General features: G+C 61.1%; 13 protein-coding genes. 8 read left to right on the top strand and 5 right to left on the bottom strand.

The genetic code is table 11. The annotated features are described in order from the left end of the window. Positions 1-58 precede the first annotated feature (58 nt). The 8 genes from galU (at position 59) to K3758_RS00030 (ending at position 10,426) form a co-directional block, all read left to right on the top strand. Positions 59-952, top strand: coding sequence for a UTP--glucose-1-phosphate uridylyltransferase GalU (galU, locus tag K3758_RS00065; RefSeq protein ID WP_067916371.1), 894 nt, complete (start codon positions 59-61; stop codon positions 950-952). A gap of 17 nt (positions 953-969) precedes the next feature. Beyond that, on the top strand, positions 970-1,953 hold the full coding sequence (gene galE / locus K3758_RS00060) for a UDP-glucose 4-epimerase GalE (protein ID WP_259946694.1): 984 nt from the start codon (positions 970-972) through the stop codon (positions 1,951-1,953). After that, positions 1,946-3,142 carry a glycosyltransferase family 1 protein gene (locus K3758_RS00055; RefSeq protein WP_259946692.1) on the top strand — a complete coding sequence of 399 codons (1,197 nt, stop codon included), beginning with the start codon at positions 1,946-1,948 and terminating at the stop codon, positions 3,140-3,142. The genes galE and K3758_RS00055 overlap by 8 nt, the downstream gene beginning before the upstream one ends. A gap of 68 nt (positions 3,143-3,210) precedes the next feature. After that, positions 3,211-4,197: a glycosyltransferase family 2 protein gene (locus tag K3758_RS00050; RefSeq protein WP_259946690.1), complete on the top strand. Its 987-nt coding sequence runs from the start codon at positions 3,211-3,213 to the stop codon at positions 4,195-4,197. After that, positions 4,194-5,891 (top strand): beta-1,6-N-acetylglucosaminyltransferase, encoded by a 1,698-nt coding sequence (locus tag K3758_RS00045; RefSeq protein ID WP_259946689.1) that lies wholly within the window; start codon positions 4,194-4,196, stop codon positions 5,889-5,891. The genes K3758_RS00050 and K3758_RS00045 overlap by 4 nt, the downstream gene beginning before the upstream one ends. A 3-nt stretch (positions 5,892-5,894) precedes the next feature. After that, a complete protein-coding gene (locus tag K3758_RS00040) occupies positions 5,895-7,322 on the top strand; it encodes a sulfotransferase domain-containing protein (protein WP_259946688.1) in 1,428 nt (475 codons plus the stop codon). A gap of 85 nt (positions 7,323-7,407) precedes the next feature. After that, complete coding sequence (locus K3758_RS00035; RefSeq protein WP_259946686.1) at positions 7,408-8,064, top strand: YitT family protein; 657 nt, start codon at positions 7,408-7,410, stop codon at positions 8,062-8,064. A gap of 172 nt (positions 8,065-8,236) precedes the next feature. Next, positions 8,237-10,426: an NADP-dependent isocitrate dehydrogenase gene (locus K3758_RS00030; RefSeq protein WP_259946685.1), complete on the top strand. Its 2,190-nt coding sequence runs from the start codon at positions 8,237-8,239 to the stop codon at positions 10,424-10,426. Between the two features lie 114 nt (positions 10,427-10,540). On the opposite strand, the gene gyrB is transcribed toward K3758_RS00030, so the two are convergent. From gyrB to dnaA, 5 genes are all read right to left on the bottom strand, one after another. Then, positions 10,541-12,955: a DNA topoisomerase (ATP-hydrolyzing) subunit B gene (gene gyrB / locus K3758_RS00025; protein WP_259946682.1), complete on the bottom strand. Its 2,415-nt coding sequence runs from the start codon at positions 12,953-12,955 to the stop codon at positions 10,541-10,543. A gap of 79 nt (positions 12,956-13,034) precedes the next feature. Beyond that, complete coding sequence (locus K3758_RS00020; RefSeq protein ID WP_067627029.1) at positions 13,035-13,655, bottom strand: LysE family translocator; 621 nt, start codon at positions 13,653-13,655, stop codon at positions 13,035-13,037. Beyond that, positions 13,652-14,749 carry a DNA replication/repair protein RecF gene (recF, locus tag K3758_RS00015; protein WP_259946679.1) on the bottom strand — a complete coding sequence of 366 codons (1,098 nt, stop codon included), beginning with the start codon at positions 14,747-14,749 and terminating at the stop codon, positions 13,652-13,654. Before recF ends, K3758_RS00020 begins: the two co-directional genes overlap by 4 nt. Positions 14,750-14,808: 59 nt before the next feature. Next, the gene (gene dnaN, locus K3758_RS00010; protein ID WP_259946677.1) at positions 14,809-15,927 is read right to left on the bottom strand and encodes a DNA polymerase III subunit beta; all 1,119 of its coding nucleotides are present in this window, start codon (positions 15,925-15,927) and stop codon (positions 14,809-14,811) included. Between the two features lie 163 nt (positions 15,928-16,090). Then, positions 16,091-17,452: a chromosomal replication initiator protein DnaA gene (gene dnaA / locus K3758_RS00005; RefSeq protein ID WP_067622961.1), complete on the bottom strand. Its 1,362-nt coding sequence runs from the start codon at positions 17,450-17,452 to the stop codon at positions 16,091-16,093.

Below are 17,452 nucleotides of genomic sequence, written 5' to 3'. Positions count from 1 at the left end.
GACGCAGGTGGATTTACCGTGGCGTTCTGTATTTTTCGAATAAGTTGTAAGGATTAACATGCGCAAGAAGGTAACAAAGGCGGTTTTCCCTGTCGCAGGTATGGGGACACGCTTTCTGCCCGCCACCAAATCGGTGCCCAAAGAGATTATGACCCTCGTTGACCGCCCCTTGGTTCAATACGCAATCGATGAGGCGCGGGCGGCCGGGATCAAAGAGTTCATCTTCGTGACCTCGCGCGGCAAAGGCGCGTTGGAGGATTATTTCGACCACGCCCCGCAGCTTGAGCAGGAGTTGCGTAAAAAGGGCAAGACAGAGCTTCTTGAGACGCTTCAAAGCACCAATATGGACAGCGGTGCGATTGCATATATCCGCCAGCATAAGGCGCTTGGTCTTGGCCATGCGGTCTGGTGCGCCCGCCGTTTGATCGGCAATGAACCTTTTGCCGTCATGCTGCCTGATGACGTGATCGCGGCGGAAAAGCCCTGCCTCAAGCAGATGGTCGAAGCCTATGAGGAAACCGGCGGCAGCATGGTCGCCGCGATGGAGGTCGAGCCATCCCGTGCGTCTTCCTACGGCATTCTCGACACCAGCGAAGAGCGCGGCGATATGGTGAAGGTCAAAGCGATGGTAGAGAAACCCGCCGTCGACGAAGCGCCGTCGAACCTTGCGGTGATCGGGCGTTATATCCTCTCGCCGAACGTTTTGAAGAACCTCAACAAACTGAAATCCGGCTCGGGTGGTGAGATTCAGCTGACCGATGCAATCGCCCAAGAGATCGAGCAAGGCCGTGATGTCTATGGTTTCCGGTTCCGCGGGCAGCGGTTCGATTGCGGCTCCAAAGCGGGCTTTCTTCAAGCGACCGTGGCCTTTGGTCTCGCCCGTGAGGAATTGCGCGACGATCTTTCGGCCTATCTGCAAAGTATTTCCCAAATCGACCGGGCCGCGCAGTAAGGGCGGGAAAACGCAAAATGGAAAAGGTATTGGTAACGGGCGGGGCAGGCTATATCGGCTCGCACGCTTGTAAGGCATTGAAAGCGGCGGGCTTTATTCCCGTCACATTTGATAATCTGGTGACAGGCTGGCGCGATGCCGTGAAATTCGGCCCCTTTGAGCAAGGCGATCTGCTGGACCGCGCGCGGCTGGATGAGGTCTTTGCGAAACATCAGCCCATTGCGGTGATGCATTTCGCCGCCCTCAGCCAAGTGGGGGAGAGCATGGCGGAGCCGGGGCTTTACTGGCGCAACAACGTCAACGGGTCTCTCACGCTGATCGAGGCGGCGGTCGCCGCAGGCTGCAAAGGCTTCGTCTTTTCGTCGACCTGTGCGACCTATGGCGATCAGGATAACGTCGTGCTGGATGAGAACAGCGCGCAATATCCGATCAACGCCTACGGCGCATCGAAACGCGCGATCGAAGACATCCTGCGCGACTTTGAAGCGGCCTATGGGCTGCAGCATGTGATCTTTCGCTATTTCAACGTGGCCGGGGCGGACCCCGAAGGCGAAGTGGGCGAGTTCCATCAGCCAGAGACGCATTTGATCCCCCTGATGCTGGATGCGATTGCCGGAAAACGCGCGGCGCTGACTGTTTTCGGGGATGACTATGACACCCCCGACGGCACCTGTATTCGGGACTATGTGCATGTCTGCGATCTGGTCGATGCCCATGTTTTGGGTCTGAAATGGCTTCAGGACGGGAAGGGCAGCCGCGTGTTCAACCTTGGCACCGGCAGTGGCTTTTCGGTGCGTGAAGTGCTCGACCATAGCCGCGCCGTGACCAATCAAACGGTGCCCCATGAGATCGGCGCGCGCCGTCCGGGGGATTGTACCAAACTTGTGTCGGGCTCTTCCCGCGCGGAAGAGGAGTTGGGCTGGGCGCCCAAACGCTCGACCTTGGACAAGATGATTGCAGACGCTTGGAAGTGGCACCAGACCGGCCACTACGATGGCTGAACCCGCCGCGCGGCTCTTGGACTTGACGCGCAGTTTGCGTCGGGTCGGGCGGGGCGCGACGGGGGTTGATCGGGTCGAACTGGCCTATCTCTCACATCTTCTGACAGGTGGCGCGCCGCTCTTTGGAGTGGCGCGCACGGCTTTGGGCTATGTCTTGCTGGACCGCGCCGGGATGCGGGGCTTTCATGATCGGCTTGAAGGTCGGGTCCCTTGGGGGCGGGCAGACCTTCTGTCGCGCTTGCCACGGGGGCGTAGTGTGGCTCTAACACGGGCGGAAAGTGACCTGAGGCGCTTGGCGAGGGGGCGGTGTCTGCCTGCCGGGTTGCCGTCACTGCTCGCGCGGCATCTGCCACCGGGCTTTGCCTATCTCAATGTCGGCCACAGCAACTTGACGGACCGGGTTCTGGGTGCCGTGAAAAAGGCGCAGGGACGGATTGCGGTTCTTATCCATGACGTGATTCCGCTAGACCATCCCGCCTACCAGCGTCCCGGCACGGTCGCGCCGTTTCGGGCCAAGATTGACCGGGTGGCTGCGCAGGCCGATCTGGTGATCTACAACTCGCAGGACACGCGCCAGCGCAGCGAGGCGCAGATGCGGGGGCGGATTCCCCCTGCCGTTGTCGCGCATCTGGGTCTTGATCTGCCTGCGCCCGATAGCGGTGAACTGCCTGCGGGCCTGCCGCCAAAGCCGCCCTATTTCGTCGTCGTCGGCACCATTGAGCCGCGCAAGAACCATGGTTTCTTGCTGGACCTATGGCAGCAGATGGGCCCTAACGCGCCGCTGCTGCTGATTTGCGGCGCTCGGGGGTGGAACAACAGCGCGGTCTTTGACCGACTTGATCGGCTGCCCCCGAGCGGCCCTGTGCGCGAGTTCTCAAGCCTCAGCGACGCCGGATTGGCCGCATTGGTGCAGGGCGCGGCAGGGATGCTTTTTCCCAGCCATGCAGAGGGGTTCGGCCTGCCCCCGGCCGAGGCGCTAAGCCTTGGAACGCGTGTTTTATGCAACGATTTACCGGTCTTGCACGAGGTCTTGGGCGACAAAGCCGTTTACGCGGCCCTGTCCGAGCCCTATTCATGGATCAGAACAATCGAAGAATGGGCCGCATCTGTGCCAGACCCGCGCCCCGCGACGACTTTTATCGCGCCAACATGGGCCGAACACTTCAAGACCGTGTTAAAGTCGACGTGATAGCGCGGTAGAGAAGCGGTCAGATCCGATAGGTAAGGGGCGGTTTGGGCTTAATTCAGTCATATCGATTGCGGCTGCAACGCAAGCGCTGGCGCATCCGCGCCTTCCGCAAACGGCGCGAGTTGACCCGCGTAGCGAACCGCACCGCCCAGATCAAACGCGACGATATCCTTGTGTTCTGCACACAGCGCAACGAACGCATCCGGCTGCCCTATTTCCTGCAATACTACCGCGAGATGGGCGTCGGACACTTCTTCTTCGTCGATAACGACAGCACGGATGGCTCGCTCGACTATCTTGCCGAGCAACCTGATGTGTCGGTCTGGAGCGCCAAGGCCAGCTACAAGCGCGCGCGCTTCGGCGTCGATTGGCTGAACTGGCTGCAGATGAAATACGCCCATGGCCACTGGGCGCTGACGGTCGATCCCGATGAATTTCTGGTCTATCCCTTTTGCGACACGCGGCCCCTGCGGGCGCTGACCGATTGGCTTGACGCGTCGTCGATCAAAAGCTTTTCCGCGATGTTGCTGGATATGTATCCCAAGGGTCGGCTTGACGAAGAACCCTACCAAGCGGGCCAAAATCCAATTGAGATTGCGTCGTGGTTCGACAGCGGCAATTACACCATTTCGCGCAATCGGCGGTTTGGGAACCTCTGGATTCAGGGCGGGCCACGGGCGCGGGTGTTCTTCCCAGATGAACCCGCCAAGGCGCCGGCGCTGAACAAAGTACCGCTGGTCAAATGGGATCGGCGCTATGCCTATGTCAGTTCGACCCATATGCTGCTGCCGCGCGGGCTTAATCAGGTCTATGACGAATGGGGCGGAGAGAAAGCCTCGGGTGTGCTGCTTCATGCCAAGTTCCTCGACACCTTCGGCGCCAAGGCGGCGGAGGAGTTGCAGCGCAGCGAGCATTACGCGGCTTCGGTGGAATACAAAGCCTATGCCGCGCAGCTAAAGGACGACCCGCAGCTATGGTGCAAGTGGTCGGAGCGCTACATCAACTGGCGGCAGCTTGAGATTCTCGGCCTGATGTCCAAGGGGAACTGGGCATGAGCGTCGGGATCGTCATGCTGGTGCATAACGCCTTTGACCGGGCCGAGCAGGTCGCGCGCCATTGGGCCGCTGCGGGCTGCCCGGTGGTGATCCACATCGACAAGGCCGTGCCCCGGCGGGCGCACGATGCTTTCGTGGCGGCACTCTCTGACCTGAAGGATGTGCGTTTCAGCCCCCGCAAACGCTGCGAATGGGGCACTTGGGGGATCGTTGCGGCCTCTCAGGGGGCGGCGGAATTGATGCTGTCGCGCTTTCCCAAGGTGCGCCACGTCTATCTGGCCTCGGGTTCCTGTCTGCCGCTGCGCCCGGTGCAGGAATTGATCGACTATCTTGAGGATCGCCCGCAGACCGATTTCATCGAAAGCGCCACCACGGCGGATGTACCCTGGACGGTGGGCGGGCTGGATGAAGAGCGGTTTACCCTGCGTTTCCCCTTCTCTTGGCGGCGCAACCGCTATCTGTTTGACCGCGCGGTCGAGATGCAGCGCCTGCTGCGGCTCAAACGTCGGATGCCGCGCGGGATCGTCCCGCATATGGGCTCGCAATGGTGGTGCCTAACCCGGCGCACGCTCTCGGCGATCCTGCAAGACCCGGACCGGCCCAGCTATGACAAGTTCTTTCGCCATGTCTGGATCCCGGACGAAAGCTATTTCCAGACCCTAACGCGGCTCTATTCCAGCAAGATCGAGAGCCGGTCGCTGACCCTGTCGAAGTTCGATTTTCAGGGCAAACCGCATATCTTTTACGACGATCACCTGCAGCTTTTGCGCCGTTCGGATTGCTTTGTCGCACGCAAGATTTGGCCCCATGCAGACAGGCTCTATCAAGCGTTTTTGACGGATTCGGCCGGTGCGCTGAAAAAGTCCGAACCGAACCCCGGCAAGATCGACCGCATCTTTGCCAAGGCCGTGGAGCGACGGACCCGTGGGCGGGCCGGGCTCTATATGCAAAGCCGCTTTCCCAATGAGGATTGGGAGAATGGCGTCACCGCTGCGCCCTATTCTGTGTTTCAGGGCTTTGCCGAGATTTTTGAGGATTTCGAACATTGGCTGAGCCGTGCCAGCGGGGGGCGCGTGCATGGGCATCTCTTTGCGCCCGACCGAGTTCATTTCGCCGACGGGCAGACCGCGTTGAACGGTGCCTTGTCGGACAATCCGGTGCTGCGCGATCACAATGCCAGCGCGTTTTTGACCAACCTGATCTGGAACACCCGTGGCGAACGCCAGTGTTTTCAGTTCGGCCCGATGGACAACCAAGACATCAATTGGCGCATCGCCAAAGACCCGAATGCGCATATTTCGGTAATCACCGGCGCTTGGGCAGTGCCGCTGTTCCGCTCGAACCTCGATTTCGCCGATATACGCCGTCTGGCGGCCAAGCTGCAAAAGACGGAAAGCACGCATTTGGATGTGCTGCACTCGCCCTATACCAAGGCGCGCGTGCGGGTCTGGACCATGGCGGATTTCATCGAAGCGCCGATGGAGCCGCTGCAAGATATCCTGGGTGAGATTGGCCGCCCCCGCCTGCGCCGCCTGTCAGAGGCGCCTCGCATGGTTGATCTGAACGGTTTCGGCCAGTTCCTGCAGAACCTCAAGAACCAAGGCATGCACCCCTATTTGGTCGGCGATTTCCCTGTCGCCCGCGGCGGCAGTGCCGATGCCAAACCCTCTCCCAAACCCTATCTGGTGAAATAACCCATGCGCGATAAATTCGACAGTTTCGTGGTCTTCGCCGAGATGCGAACCGGGTCTAACTTTCTGGAGGCGAACCTAAACGCTTTCGCGGGGATCGCCTGTCATGGAGAGGCTTTTAACCCTTTCTTTATGGGCTATCCCAAAAGCGAGCCGATCTTAGGGGTCGATCAGGCCACGCGGGACGAAAACCCCCAAAAGCTGCTCTCCGCCATCCGGGGACAACAGGATGCCTTGGGCGGTTTTCGGTATTTCCACGATCACGATCCGCGCGTCTTTGATACCATTATCAAAGACCAGCGCTGCGCGAAAATCGTGCTGACCCGCAATCCGGTCGACAGCTACGTGAGTTGGAAGATCGCGCAGGCGACCGGGCAGTGGAAACTGACCGATATGAAGGCGCAGAAGGTGGCGCAGGCGGTCTTTGACGCCGATGAGTTCAGCACACATCTGGACGCCTTGCAGCGCTTTCAGATCACGCTACTGAACCGCTTGCAGACTTCGGGCCAAACGGCGTTTTACGTGGCATACGAAGACCTACAAAGCGTTGAGGTGATGAACGGCCTTGCGCGCTATCTTGGCGTGGATGAGCAGTTGGAGGCGCTGGACAAAAACCTCAAGAAGCAGAACCCCAGCCCGATCTCGGCCAAGGTCAGCAACTATGACGAGATGCTAGAGGCGCTGGCGCGGTTGGACCGTTTCGATCTGACACGCACCCCCAATTTCGAGCCGCGGCGCGGGCCGAATGTGCCTTCCTACGTGGCGGCGGCGACCAGCGGGTTGATCTATCTCCCGATCAAATCCGGGCCGCAGGATCAGGTGTTGGATTGGCTGGCTGCTCTTGATGGTGTCCCGCGCGAGGCGCTGCGCGATAAGATGTCGCAAAAAGATCTGCGTCAGTGGAAGCGCAAAACGCCGGGGCATCGTGGCTTTACCGTGCTGCGCCATCCCGCTCTACGGGCGCATGATGCTTTTTGCCGCCACATCCTGACCACGGGCGAGGGCAGCTATCGCCAATTGCGCAACACGCTGATGCGCCGCTACAAGATGCCGCTGCCGAAAGATGGCCCCGTTGCTGGCTATGACCATGCCGCACATCGCACCGCCTTTGTCGCCTTTCTGAAATTTCTCAAAGGCAATCTGGCCGGTCAGACGTCGATCCGGGTGGATGCGGCATGGTGCTCTCAGGCCCAAGCCATCGCGGGGTTCGGCGAGTTCTGCCTGCCGGATCGCATCATCCGCGAAGAGGAGCTGGCCAGTGAGCTGCCCGCTTTGGCCGCGGGCCAAGGTCATGTGACCACCCCCGCCGTGGCTGCGGCGGCGGAACCCGGTCCCTTCACGCTCGCCGATATCTATGACGACGAGATCGAGGCGCTGACGGCGGATGCCTATCAAAAAGATTACATGACTTTCGGCTTCCCCCGCTGGCGCTGAGTTGGCGGTGGATTGACCTTGCCGGGTTTGGCGTAAACTGGAACAAGGATGCATCCTGAATGCATCGCCAAAGGTCGCGCCGCCCGTGAGTTTCCTGTCTGTCACCTCTGTCCCGACATTGCGCTGGAGTTCGCCGAAGGCGTTTACCCTCAAGCCGCCCTTTGCCTCGATGGTGTTTCTGGTCCTCGGGCTGGTCATGTTCGGCTTGGGCGAAGCGCTTTTGGTCAATGCAGGCGTCGGTGTCAGCCCTTGGACCGTCTTTGCCGAAGGGGTGACCAACATTACGGGTTGGAGCCTTGGGCTGGCCACGTTCCTTATCAGCGCCACGGTGCTGCTGCTTTGGATTCCGCTGCGCCAGACGCCGGGCATCGGCACCATTCTGAACGCGGTGATCGTAGCACTGGTGTTGGAATATGCCTTGCCGATCCTGCCGCAGTTTGACAGCTATCTGGCCAATGTAATGCTGGCGCTGACCGGCGTCTTCGTGACCGGCTTTGGCGGCGCGATTTATCTTGTGGCCAACCTCGGCCCCGGCCCGCGCGATGGGCTGATGACGGGGCTGCAGCGGGTGACGGGCAAACCCATCGCCCTTGTCCGCATGAGCATCGAATTATCGGTCGTGGCGATTGGCTGGGCCTTGGGCGGGACGCTGGGCCTTGGCACGCTGCTTTTCGCGGTCGGCATCGGTCCGGCCATGGCCATCGGGATGCAGATTCTGCAAACGCGCAGCGTGACCCGCTGAGACACAGGCGCAGGACCCGGGGGGATGCGCTCCATCGAAGCATGCCGAAAGGCTGAAATCCGCTAGTTCCGCATATTTTCCCGAAACGACCCTACCGCATACTGCGGTATACCGTCGACCTTCGCCGCCTCTTCCGCTATCAGGGCAGCAAATGCAGCAATTTGGAGCAATCATGTCCGATATCATCTACACCAAAGTTGACGAAGCGCCGGAGCTGGCCTCTGCGTCGCTGTTGCCGATCATCAAGAAATTCGCCGAAGCCGCCGGTGTGAGCGTCGGCACGAAAGACATCAGCCTCGCGGGCCGTATCCTCGCGACTTTCCCCGAGCACTTGACCGAGGAACAGCGTCAGTCCGACGATCTGGCCGAACTGGGCCGTCTGGTAAAAACGCCCGAAGCGAATGTCATCAAGCTGCCGAACATCTCTGCATCTGTGCCGCAGCTGGTCGCGGCGATCAAAGAGCTTCAGGCCCAAGGCTATGCGCTGCCCGACTATCCAGAAGAGCCCAGCACGGACGAGGAAAAGGCCGTGCGCGCCAAATATGATGGCATCAAAGGGTCGGCTGTGAACCCGGTCCTGCGCGAAGGCAACTCTGACCGCCGCGCGGCCAAGGCCGTCAAAAGCTTTGCCCAGTCCAACCCGCACCGCATGGGCAACTGGCAGTCGGACAGCAAGACGCATGTATCGTCGATGTCCGGCAATGACTTCTTCTCTAACGAAGTTTCCGCCACGCTCGACAAAGCCTCCGGCGCGAAAATCGTGTTAGAGACCGCGGATGGTGAGAAGGTGCTGAAAGACGGCCTTGATTACCCCACAGGCACCGTCGTCGACGCGACATTCATGAGCGCTGCGGCCCTCAAAGAATTCCTCGCCGCTCAGATCGAGAAAACCAAAGAAGACGGCATTCTCTTCTCGCTGCACCTCAAGGCCACGATGATGAAGGTCTCTGACCCGATCCTGTTCGGCCACGCGGTCAAAGCCTACTTTGCGCCGGTGTTTGAAAAGCACGGGCAAAAGCTCAAGGAACTGGGCGTGAACCCCAATTCCGGTCTCGGCGACCTGCTGGAGCGCGTGAAAGGCGAGAGCGAGATCATGGCCGATATCGACGCCTGCATGGACGACCGTCCGCCGATGTATATGGTCGATTCCGACAAGGGCATCACCAATCTGCATGTGTCGTCCGATGTCATCATCGACGCCTCGATGCCCGCGCTGATCCGCGCTGGCGGCAAAGGCTGGGGCCCGGACGGCAAGGAACACGACGCCAATTGCGTGATCCCCGACAACTCCTATGCGCCGGTCTATGACGAGGCGATCAACTTCTTCAAAGAGAACGGCAAGCTTGACCCAGCGACCGCAGGCACGGTGCAGAACATCGGCCTGATGGCGCAAAAGGCCGAGGAATACGGCTCTCACCCCACCACGTTTGAGCTGGCTGAGGCGGGCACCGTCAAGATGATCCTCGACGATGGCACTGTGCTGCACCAGCACAAGGTCGAGGCCGGTGATATCTGGCGCTCTTCCTCCGCACGCAAGGCGCCGATTGAAGATTGGGTCAACCTCGCCATCTCGCGTCAAAAGGCCGAAGGCTGCCGGGCGATCTTCTGGCTGGACGAAAGCCGCGCCCATGACGCCGAACTGATCTCCTACGTGAAGCCGATCCTTGAGGCCCAAGGCGTGGCCGATAAGTTCGAGATCATGGCCCCCCGCGAAGCCACCCGCGCCTCGCTTGAGACCATCACCAAAGGCGAGAACACGATTGCCATCACCGGCAACGTGCTGCGCGATTACCTGACCGACCTCTTCCCGATCTTGGAATTGGCGACCTCTGCCAAGATGCTATCGATCGTGAAGCTGATGAACGGCGGCGGTTTGTTTGAAACCGGCGCGGGCGGTTCGGCCCCCAAGCACGTGCAGCAGTTGGTCGAAGAAAATCACCTGCGGTGGGATAGCCTTGGCGAGTTCTGCGCGCTTGGCGAAAGCTTGATGTTCCTCGCCGACGCACGCGGCAACGAGAAGGCGCGCGTGTTGGGCAAAGCGGTCGAGACCGCGACGCAGGGCATCCTCGACCACGGTCGTTCTCCTTCGCGCAAGGTGGGTGAGCCCGACAACCGCGACAGCCACTATTGGTTCGCGCGCTACTGGGCAGAAGCGGTGGCCGCGCAGGGTGATGATGCGGAACTCGCCACAGAGTTCGCGCCCATCGCCAAAGAGCTTGCCGCCAAGGAAGCTGACATCCTGTCCGAGCTTGCTGCGGCCCAAGGTGCTGCTGTCGATCTTGGTGGCTACTACCACACCGACGCCGAGAAAACCGCCCGCGTGATGCGCCCCTCCGAAACGCTGAATGGCATCATCGGGTAACTAGCCTGATATAAACAAATCCGCCGCGTAGCTGTCTGAGCTACGCGGCGGATATCCGTTTCAAGAATTTGAGCAGAGCGAAAGCGCGTCTTTGCGCCTGCCTACTTCCCCCCTTTAAAAATCCAGGTTCTCCACGCTCAGCGCGTTCTGCTGAATGAACTCGCGCCGTGGCTCGACCACATCCCCCATCAGCTTGGTAAAGAGATCATCCGCCTCGGCCATGTCCTCTACGCGGACCTGCAGCAGCGTGCGTGCATCGGGGTCTAGGGTGGTTTCCCACAGCTGATCCGGGTTCATCTCGCCCAGACCTTTGTAGCGCTGCAACGACAGGCCCTTTTCGCCTTCGGCGAGGATCGCTCCGAGCAGGTCCATGGGGCCATAGATCATCTGGCTGCGGTCCTTGCGGATCAGCTTGGCGGGCTGGTCATAGACATCTTGCAGGTGCTGGGTGAAGCTGCCGGATTTCTTCGCCTCGCCCGACCGCATCATGCGGCCATCAAGCGTGCGTACCTCCTCTACGCCGCGCAGGATGCGGGCGAGGCGGATGCCGTGATCTTGGGTGATGCGGCCCTGCCAGCCACGCTCGTATTCCAGCGCGATCAGGTTCAGACGGTCGGCGACCTTGTCGGCCACGCCTTGCAGGTCGCTGTCCACCGCGCCATCGACAAAGGCCCCGGCGATGGCGGCCTGTTCAAGGATATGGCGCGGGTAATGGGTTGGGAAGGCTTCCAGCACGCGCTTGAGTTGGCGCGCCATGTCGACCACGCGGGTGAGGTCTTGGCCGGTGATCTCTTCGCCGTTGCCTTGGCGCAGCATGGCACCGTCGACGCCCTGCTGGATCAGATATTCCTCCATTGCAGCCTCATCCTTGAGATAGACCTCGGACTTGCCGCGCGACACTTTGTAGAGCGGCGGTTGCGCGATGTAGAGGTGTCCGTTCTCGATGAGTTCGGGCATCTGGCGGTAGAAGAAGGTCAGCAGGAGCGTGCGGATATGCGCCCCGTCGACGTCGGCGTCGGTCATGATGACAATCTTGTGGTAGCGCAGTTTGGAGAGGTTGAACTCATCCCGCCCAATGCCAGTGCCGAGCGCCATGACGAGGTTGCCGATCTCTTGGCTGCCCAGCATCCGGTCAAACCGGGCGCGTTCAACGTTGAGGATTTTACCTTTGAGCGGCAGGATCGCTTGCGTTTGCCGGTCGCGGCCGGTCTGGGCGGAGCCACCGGCGCTGTCACCCTCGACGAGGAAGACTTCGGTTTTGGACGGGTCTTTTTCCGAGCAGTCCTTGAGCTTCCCGGCGAGGAAGTTCACATCCATCGCGGATTTGCGGCGGGTCAACTCGCGCGCCTTGCGGGCAGCTTCGCGGGCCTGTGCGGCCTCGACGATCTTGCCGACGATCTGCTTGGCCTCGTTGGGGTTCTCTTCGAACCACTCGGCGAGCTTTTCGTTCACCAGACCTTCGACAGCCGGGCGCACTTCGGAAGACACCAGCTTGTCCTTGGTTTGCGAAGAGAACTTTGGGTCCGGCACTTTGACGGACAGCACGCAGGTCAGGCCCTCGCGGGCGTCGTCACCGGTGAAGTTAATCTTCTCCCGCTTGGCGATGCCGCTGGTCTGGGCGTAGCTATTGATCGTCCGCGTCAGCGCGCCGCGAAAGCCCGCCATATGGGTGCCGCCATCGCGCTGTGGAATGTTGTTGGTGAAGGGCAGTACGTTCTCATGGTAGCTGTCGTTCCACCACATCGCCACTTCGATGCCGATGTCGTCACGCTCACCGGTGATAAAGATTGGCTCGGGCATGACCGAAGACTTGTGACGGTCGAGGTATTTAACAAATTCTTTCACCCCGCCTTCGTAGAACAGCTCCGTCCGCAGCGGCTCGACGGGGCGTTCGTCGTTCAGGATGATCCGCACGCCGGAGTTCAGGAAGGCCAGTTCGCGCAGGCGTTTTTCCAGCGTTTCGAAACTGTATTCGAGGTTCGAGAAAGTCTCGGTCGAGGCCATGAAGCGGACCTCGGTGCCGGTGCGGTCCGTCTCGCCCACGACTTCGAGGTGCTTGGTTGTAAAACCACCCTCAAACCGTGCGACATGTTCCTTGCCCTCGCGCCAGATGCGCAGTTCCAGCCAGTCCGAGAGGGCGTTCACGACCGAAACGCCAACCCCGTGCAGACCGCCTGAGACCTTGTAGGAGTTGCTGTCGAATTTGCCGCCCGCGTGCAGCTGGGTCATGATGACCTCGGCGGCGGAAACGCCTTCTTCTTCGTGGATGCCTACCGGAATCCCGCGGCCGTTGTCGCTGACCGAGACGCTGGAGTCCTCGTGGATCGTGACTGTTACCGCGTCGGCATGACCGGCCAGCGCCTCGTCGATGCCGTTGTCCACGACCTCATAGACCATGTGGTGCAGGCCCGAGCCGTCATCGGTGTCCCCAATATACATGCCGGGGCGTTTGCGAACAGCCTCCAACCCTTTGAGAACCTTAATGGAATCGGCGCCGTATTCCTGTGGTGTCTGCGCGGTATCGGACATGCGGAAATAACCCTTCTCGTTTGCCCGATTTATAGTGTTTTCGCCCGGCATTGTCACGCGAATGACACAAGATTTTGTGTCAGGTGAAGGGGATGATCAGCCCCACGAAAATGAGCATCCCGCCCGAGATCAGATTGATCCGCCGCAGGGTGCGCGGGGCGGTCAGAAAACCGCGCAGGCGGCCCACCAGCAGCGCGATCACAAGGTTGCCGATAAGCGGCACGATGACCGAGGCGGCGAGGATTAGCCCGATGTCGGGGCCGGTGACTTGGCGCAGGTCAAAGAAGCCGGGCAGCACGCCCATGTAGAACAGGACCGCCTTGGGATTGCCGAGGATCGCCACCAGCCCCGCGACGAAACCCGACCACATCCCGGGGCGGGTGAGGCGGCTGTCGGTGCTGATTTGCGCACCCGCCTGACGGATCAGGCCAATCCCCATGGCGATGAACACCAGCGCCGCAGTCCAGCGCAGCACCTCCATCACCGTGTCAAAGGCCGAGACGATCCATGTGATCCCCAGCACCGCCACCAGCGGCCAAAGCATGTCCCCAATCGCCACACCGAGCGCCAGCGGCCATGCCGCCTGAAACCCGCCCGAAAGCGCACGGGCCATCATCGCCAGCCAAACTGGGCCGGGGGTGAGGAAAAGGATCAGCAGCGCGCCGCAGTAAAGCAACAGATCGGCGGGGGTAAGGGTCACGGTTGCCGCTCCACCTGCGAAAGGCCATCCTCTTCGGTGACCTCGACATATTGCGCCCGCGCGCCAAGGCTCTCGAACAGTTCAGGGCCGGTGCCGGTCATCCACGCCTGCGCGCCAAGCGCGGTGATCTCGTCGTAAAGCGCCGCGCGGCGGCTCGCGTCGAGATGGGCGGCGACCTCGTCCAGTAGCAGCAGCGGCGGCGCGCCGAAGTCGGCGGCGATGGCGCGGGCATTAGCAAGGATGAGCGAGACCAGCAGCGCCTTCTGCTCTCCGGTGGAGCAGTCCCGCGCGGCGATGCCCTTGGCGGCATAGGTGCCCTCCAGATCGGCGCGGTGGGGGCCGATGAGCGTGCGCCCGGCGGCAAGGTCGCGCATGCGGTTGTCCGAGAGCGCGGCGCGCAGGGCATCGGCGCTCTCGGGCATGTCGTTCAGCAGCGACAGCATCGCGATGGGGAAAGCGGTTTGGGCCTCTGCCTGCGCCGCCTCAAGGGCTGCCAGCGCCTGTAGGCGGTTGGCGTGAATCTGCGCCCCGGTTTCAGCCATTCGGGTCTCAAGCGCTGTGTACCACGCAGGCTCGCGCACCATGTCCTTGAGCAGCCGGTTGCGCTCGCGCATGGCTTTCTCGTAGCTCAGTGACAGGTCCGCATGGTCGGGCAGCATCGAAAGCGTCACCCGGTCAAGAAAGCGCCGCCGCCCCTCGGCGCCTTCGATCCAAAGCCGGTCCATGGCGGGGATCAGCCAGAGCACGCGGGCAATGCGACCAAGCGCCGTTTGGGCGGACGCCTTGCCGTCGATCTTGGTCTGCCGGGCCGCGCCCGCTTCGGACCAGATGTCGACCTCATGCAGCACCGTGGGGCCGTGCAGCAGCCCGGTCACCTTCCAGCCCAAAGCCTCGGGCCGCCGTGCCATATCTTGCGCGCTGGTGCGGCGCAGCCCGCGACCCGGCGACAGCAGCGAGATCGCTTCGATGATATTGGTCTTGCCCGCGCCATTGGGGCCATAGAGCGCGACGGGGCGCGCATCTACGTCGATCACCGCCCGGCGGTGCGAGCGGAAATGCGAGAGGCCGAGGTTGGAAAGATACAGCTGCGCCATTCAGACCCCGTTTTCTTTGAAAGAAAACGGCGCGGGAATTTCAAAAATTCCCGCCCAACTCACACGCGCATCGGCATGACGACGTAGACCGCCGAAGTGTCATTGCCTTCGCGCATCAGGGTCGGGTCGCCAGAGGAGTTGAACAGGAAGACGGCGTTCTCGCGGTCCACTTGGCTTGCGATCTCAAGCAGGTATTTCGCGTTGAAACCAATCTCCAGCCGCTCGTCGGCATAGGCCACGGCAAGCTCTTCTTCGGCGGCACCGCTGTCAGGCGCGTTGACGGATAGCACCAGACGGTCTTCGTCCAGCTGCAGTTTCACGGCGCGCGAACGCTCGGAACTCACGGTCGCCACACGGTCCACCGCACGAGCGAAATCCGCGGCGTCGACTTCCATCTTTCGGGTGTTCCCCTGCGGGATCACACGCGTGTAATCGGGGAAGGTGCCGTCGATGACCTTGGAGGTCAGGGTGATGGCGGGGGTGGCGAAACGGATCTTGGTCTCTGACACGGAAACCGCGATTTCCATCTCGTCATCATCCAGCAACTTGCGCAATTCGCCCACGGTTTTGCGCGGCACGATGACGCCGGGCATCTCGGATGCCCCCTCGGGCATCTCGGCGTCGATCCGGGCGAGACGGTGACCATCGGTCGCCACGCAGCGCAGGGCCTTGCCGCCTTCGGCATCCGCGATATGCAGGTAGACACCGTTCAGGTAATAGCGCGTCTCTTCGGTGGAGATGGCAAATTTCGACTTGTCGAACAAGCGGCGCAGCACCGGGGCAGGGGCCGCGAAGTTCGAGGCATATTCCGAGGACGCCATGACGGGGAAGTCCTCACGCGGCAGGGTCGCCAGCGAGAAGTTCGAGCGGCCCGCTTCGACAGTCAGGCGGCCAGCGGCGGTATCGGCGGTCAGGCTGATCAACGCGCCATCGGGCAGTTTGCGCACGATTTCGTGCAGCAGCGTGGCCGAAACGGTGGTGGCGCCAGCGCGCTCAACCTGCGCGGCGACCTTGTCGACCACTTCGATATCCAGATCGGTGGCGCGGAAGGAGACATCGCTGTCCTCGGCCTCGATCAGCACGTTGGCGAGGATCGGAATGGTGTTGCGGCGCTCGACCACGGATTGGGCTTGCGAAACGGCCTTGAGCAGTGCCGCGCGTTCGATGCTGAATTTCATATGCCTTCTCCCATACCGATTGCCGGGAGAGGCAAACTACCCGGTTCCCACGCTTACACAAGAACTTTTGTGGCTTTGTTTAAGTGAATGCAAGAGGGGCGCAAGCTGCGCCCCCGATCGCTGTTTAACCGTGTCCTGAGGACAACCCCTCAGGCCGCTCAGCTTAGGATTCGAGCGCCCGGCGCAGCAGTTCCAGATCCTCGGCGATCTGCCCGTCCGAGACCTTGAGCTCTTCGATGCGGCGCACCCCGTGCATGACGGTGGTGTGGTCGCGCCCGCCAAAGCGGCGGCCAATTTCGGGCAGGGAGCGGCTGGTCATCTGCTTGCACAGATACATCGCCACCTGACGCGGGCGGGCATAGCTGCGCAGACGCTTGGGGCCGATCATGTCGCTCAGGCGGATGTTGTAATGGTCCGATACCTTGCGCTGGATTTCCTCGACCGAAATCTTGCGCTCGGAGGCGCGCAGCACATCGGCCAGACAGTCCTGCGTCAGACCCATGTCGATCTCACGGCCCACGAGCGAGGCGAAAGCAAAGAGCCGGGTCAGCGCGCCTTCGAGGACACGCACGTTCGAGGTGATGCGATGCGCCAGGAATTCCAGCACGCCATCGGCCACTTCGAGGTCGGGGTAGGTCTTGCGCTGCACTTCAACCTTGCTTTGCAGAATGCCGAGACGCAGTTCATAGTCCGTCGGGTGCAGGTCAACGATCAAGCCGCATTGCAGGCGCGACTTCACGCGGTCTTCGAGGTCTTTGATCTCCCCCGGTGCGCGGTCGGCAGAGATGATGATCTGTTTGTGCTGGTCCACAAGCGCGTTGAACGTGTGAAAGAACTCTTCTTGGGTGGAATCCTTGCCCGCAATGAACTGCACGTCATCGACCATCAGCACGTCGACCGAACGGAAGATCTCTTTGAAGTCCATCATCTTGCGGTCGCGCAGCGCCTGAACGAAACGGTACATGAACTGCTCGGCCGAGAGGTAGAGCACATTCATCTCAGGCTTACGCGCGTGCAATTCGCGCGCGATGGCGTGCATGAGGTGCGTTTTACCCAAACCAACGCCGCCATACAGGAACAGCGGGTTGAAGGTGACCGGGCCGCCTTCGGCGACGCGGCGGGCGGCAGCGTGGGCCAGTTCGTTGGGCTTGCCGACGACGAAATTGTCAAAGCTGAAGCGCGGGTCAAGCGGGGCGGTGCTCAGCTGGGTGTTGGCGGCGGGTTTCACGGCAGCCGTGGTCTGACGCGCAGCCGGGGCAGGCTTTTCGGCGGCAGGGCTGGGCTGCTGATTCAAGGCGAAGTTCAAACGGGTGGCATCGGTGCCCGCCGTGTTGATCTCATGCAGAATCAGATCCGAGAAGTTCTGGCTGACGTAATTCCCGAAGAAATTTGTCGGCACTTTGAGTGTCACGATTCCGTCTTCAACAGCGCCGGGCACAAGCGGTTCAATCCAGGTGGTGTAGTTGTTCTGCCCCACTGTCTTTAGAAGCCGCTCTTTGATCTCGCCCCAGTGATCTAATGTCAT

This window comes from Sulfitobacter sp. W002 (genome assembly GCF_025142135.1).
Classification (GTDB): Bacteria; Pseudomonadota; Alphaproteobacteria; order Rhodobacterales; family Rhodobacteraceae; genus Sulfitobacter; species Sulfitobacter profundi.
Note: the sequence above shows the minus strand (reverse complement) of the source record. Positions and strands in the feature narration are given on the sequence as shown.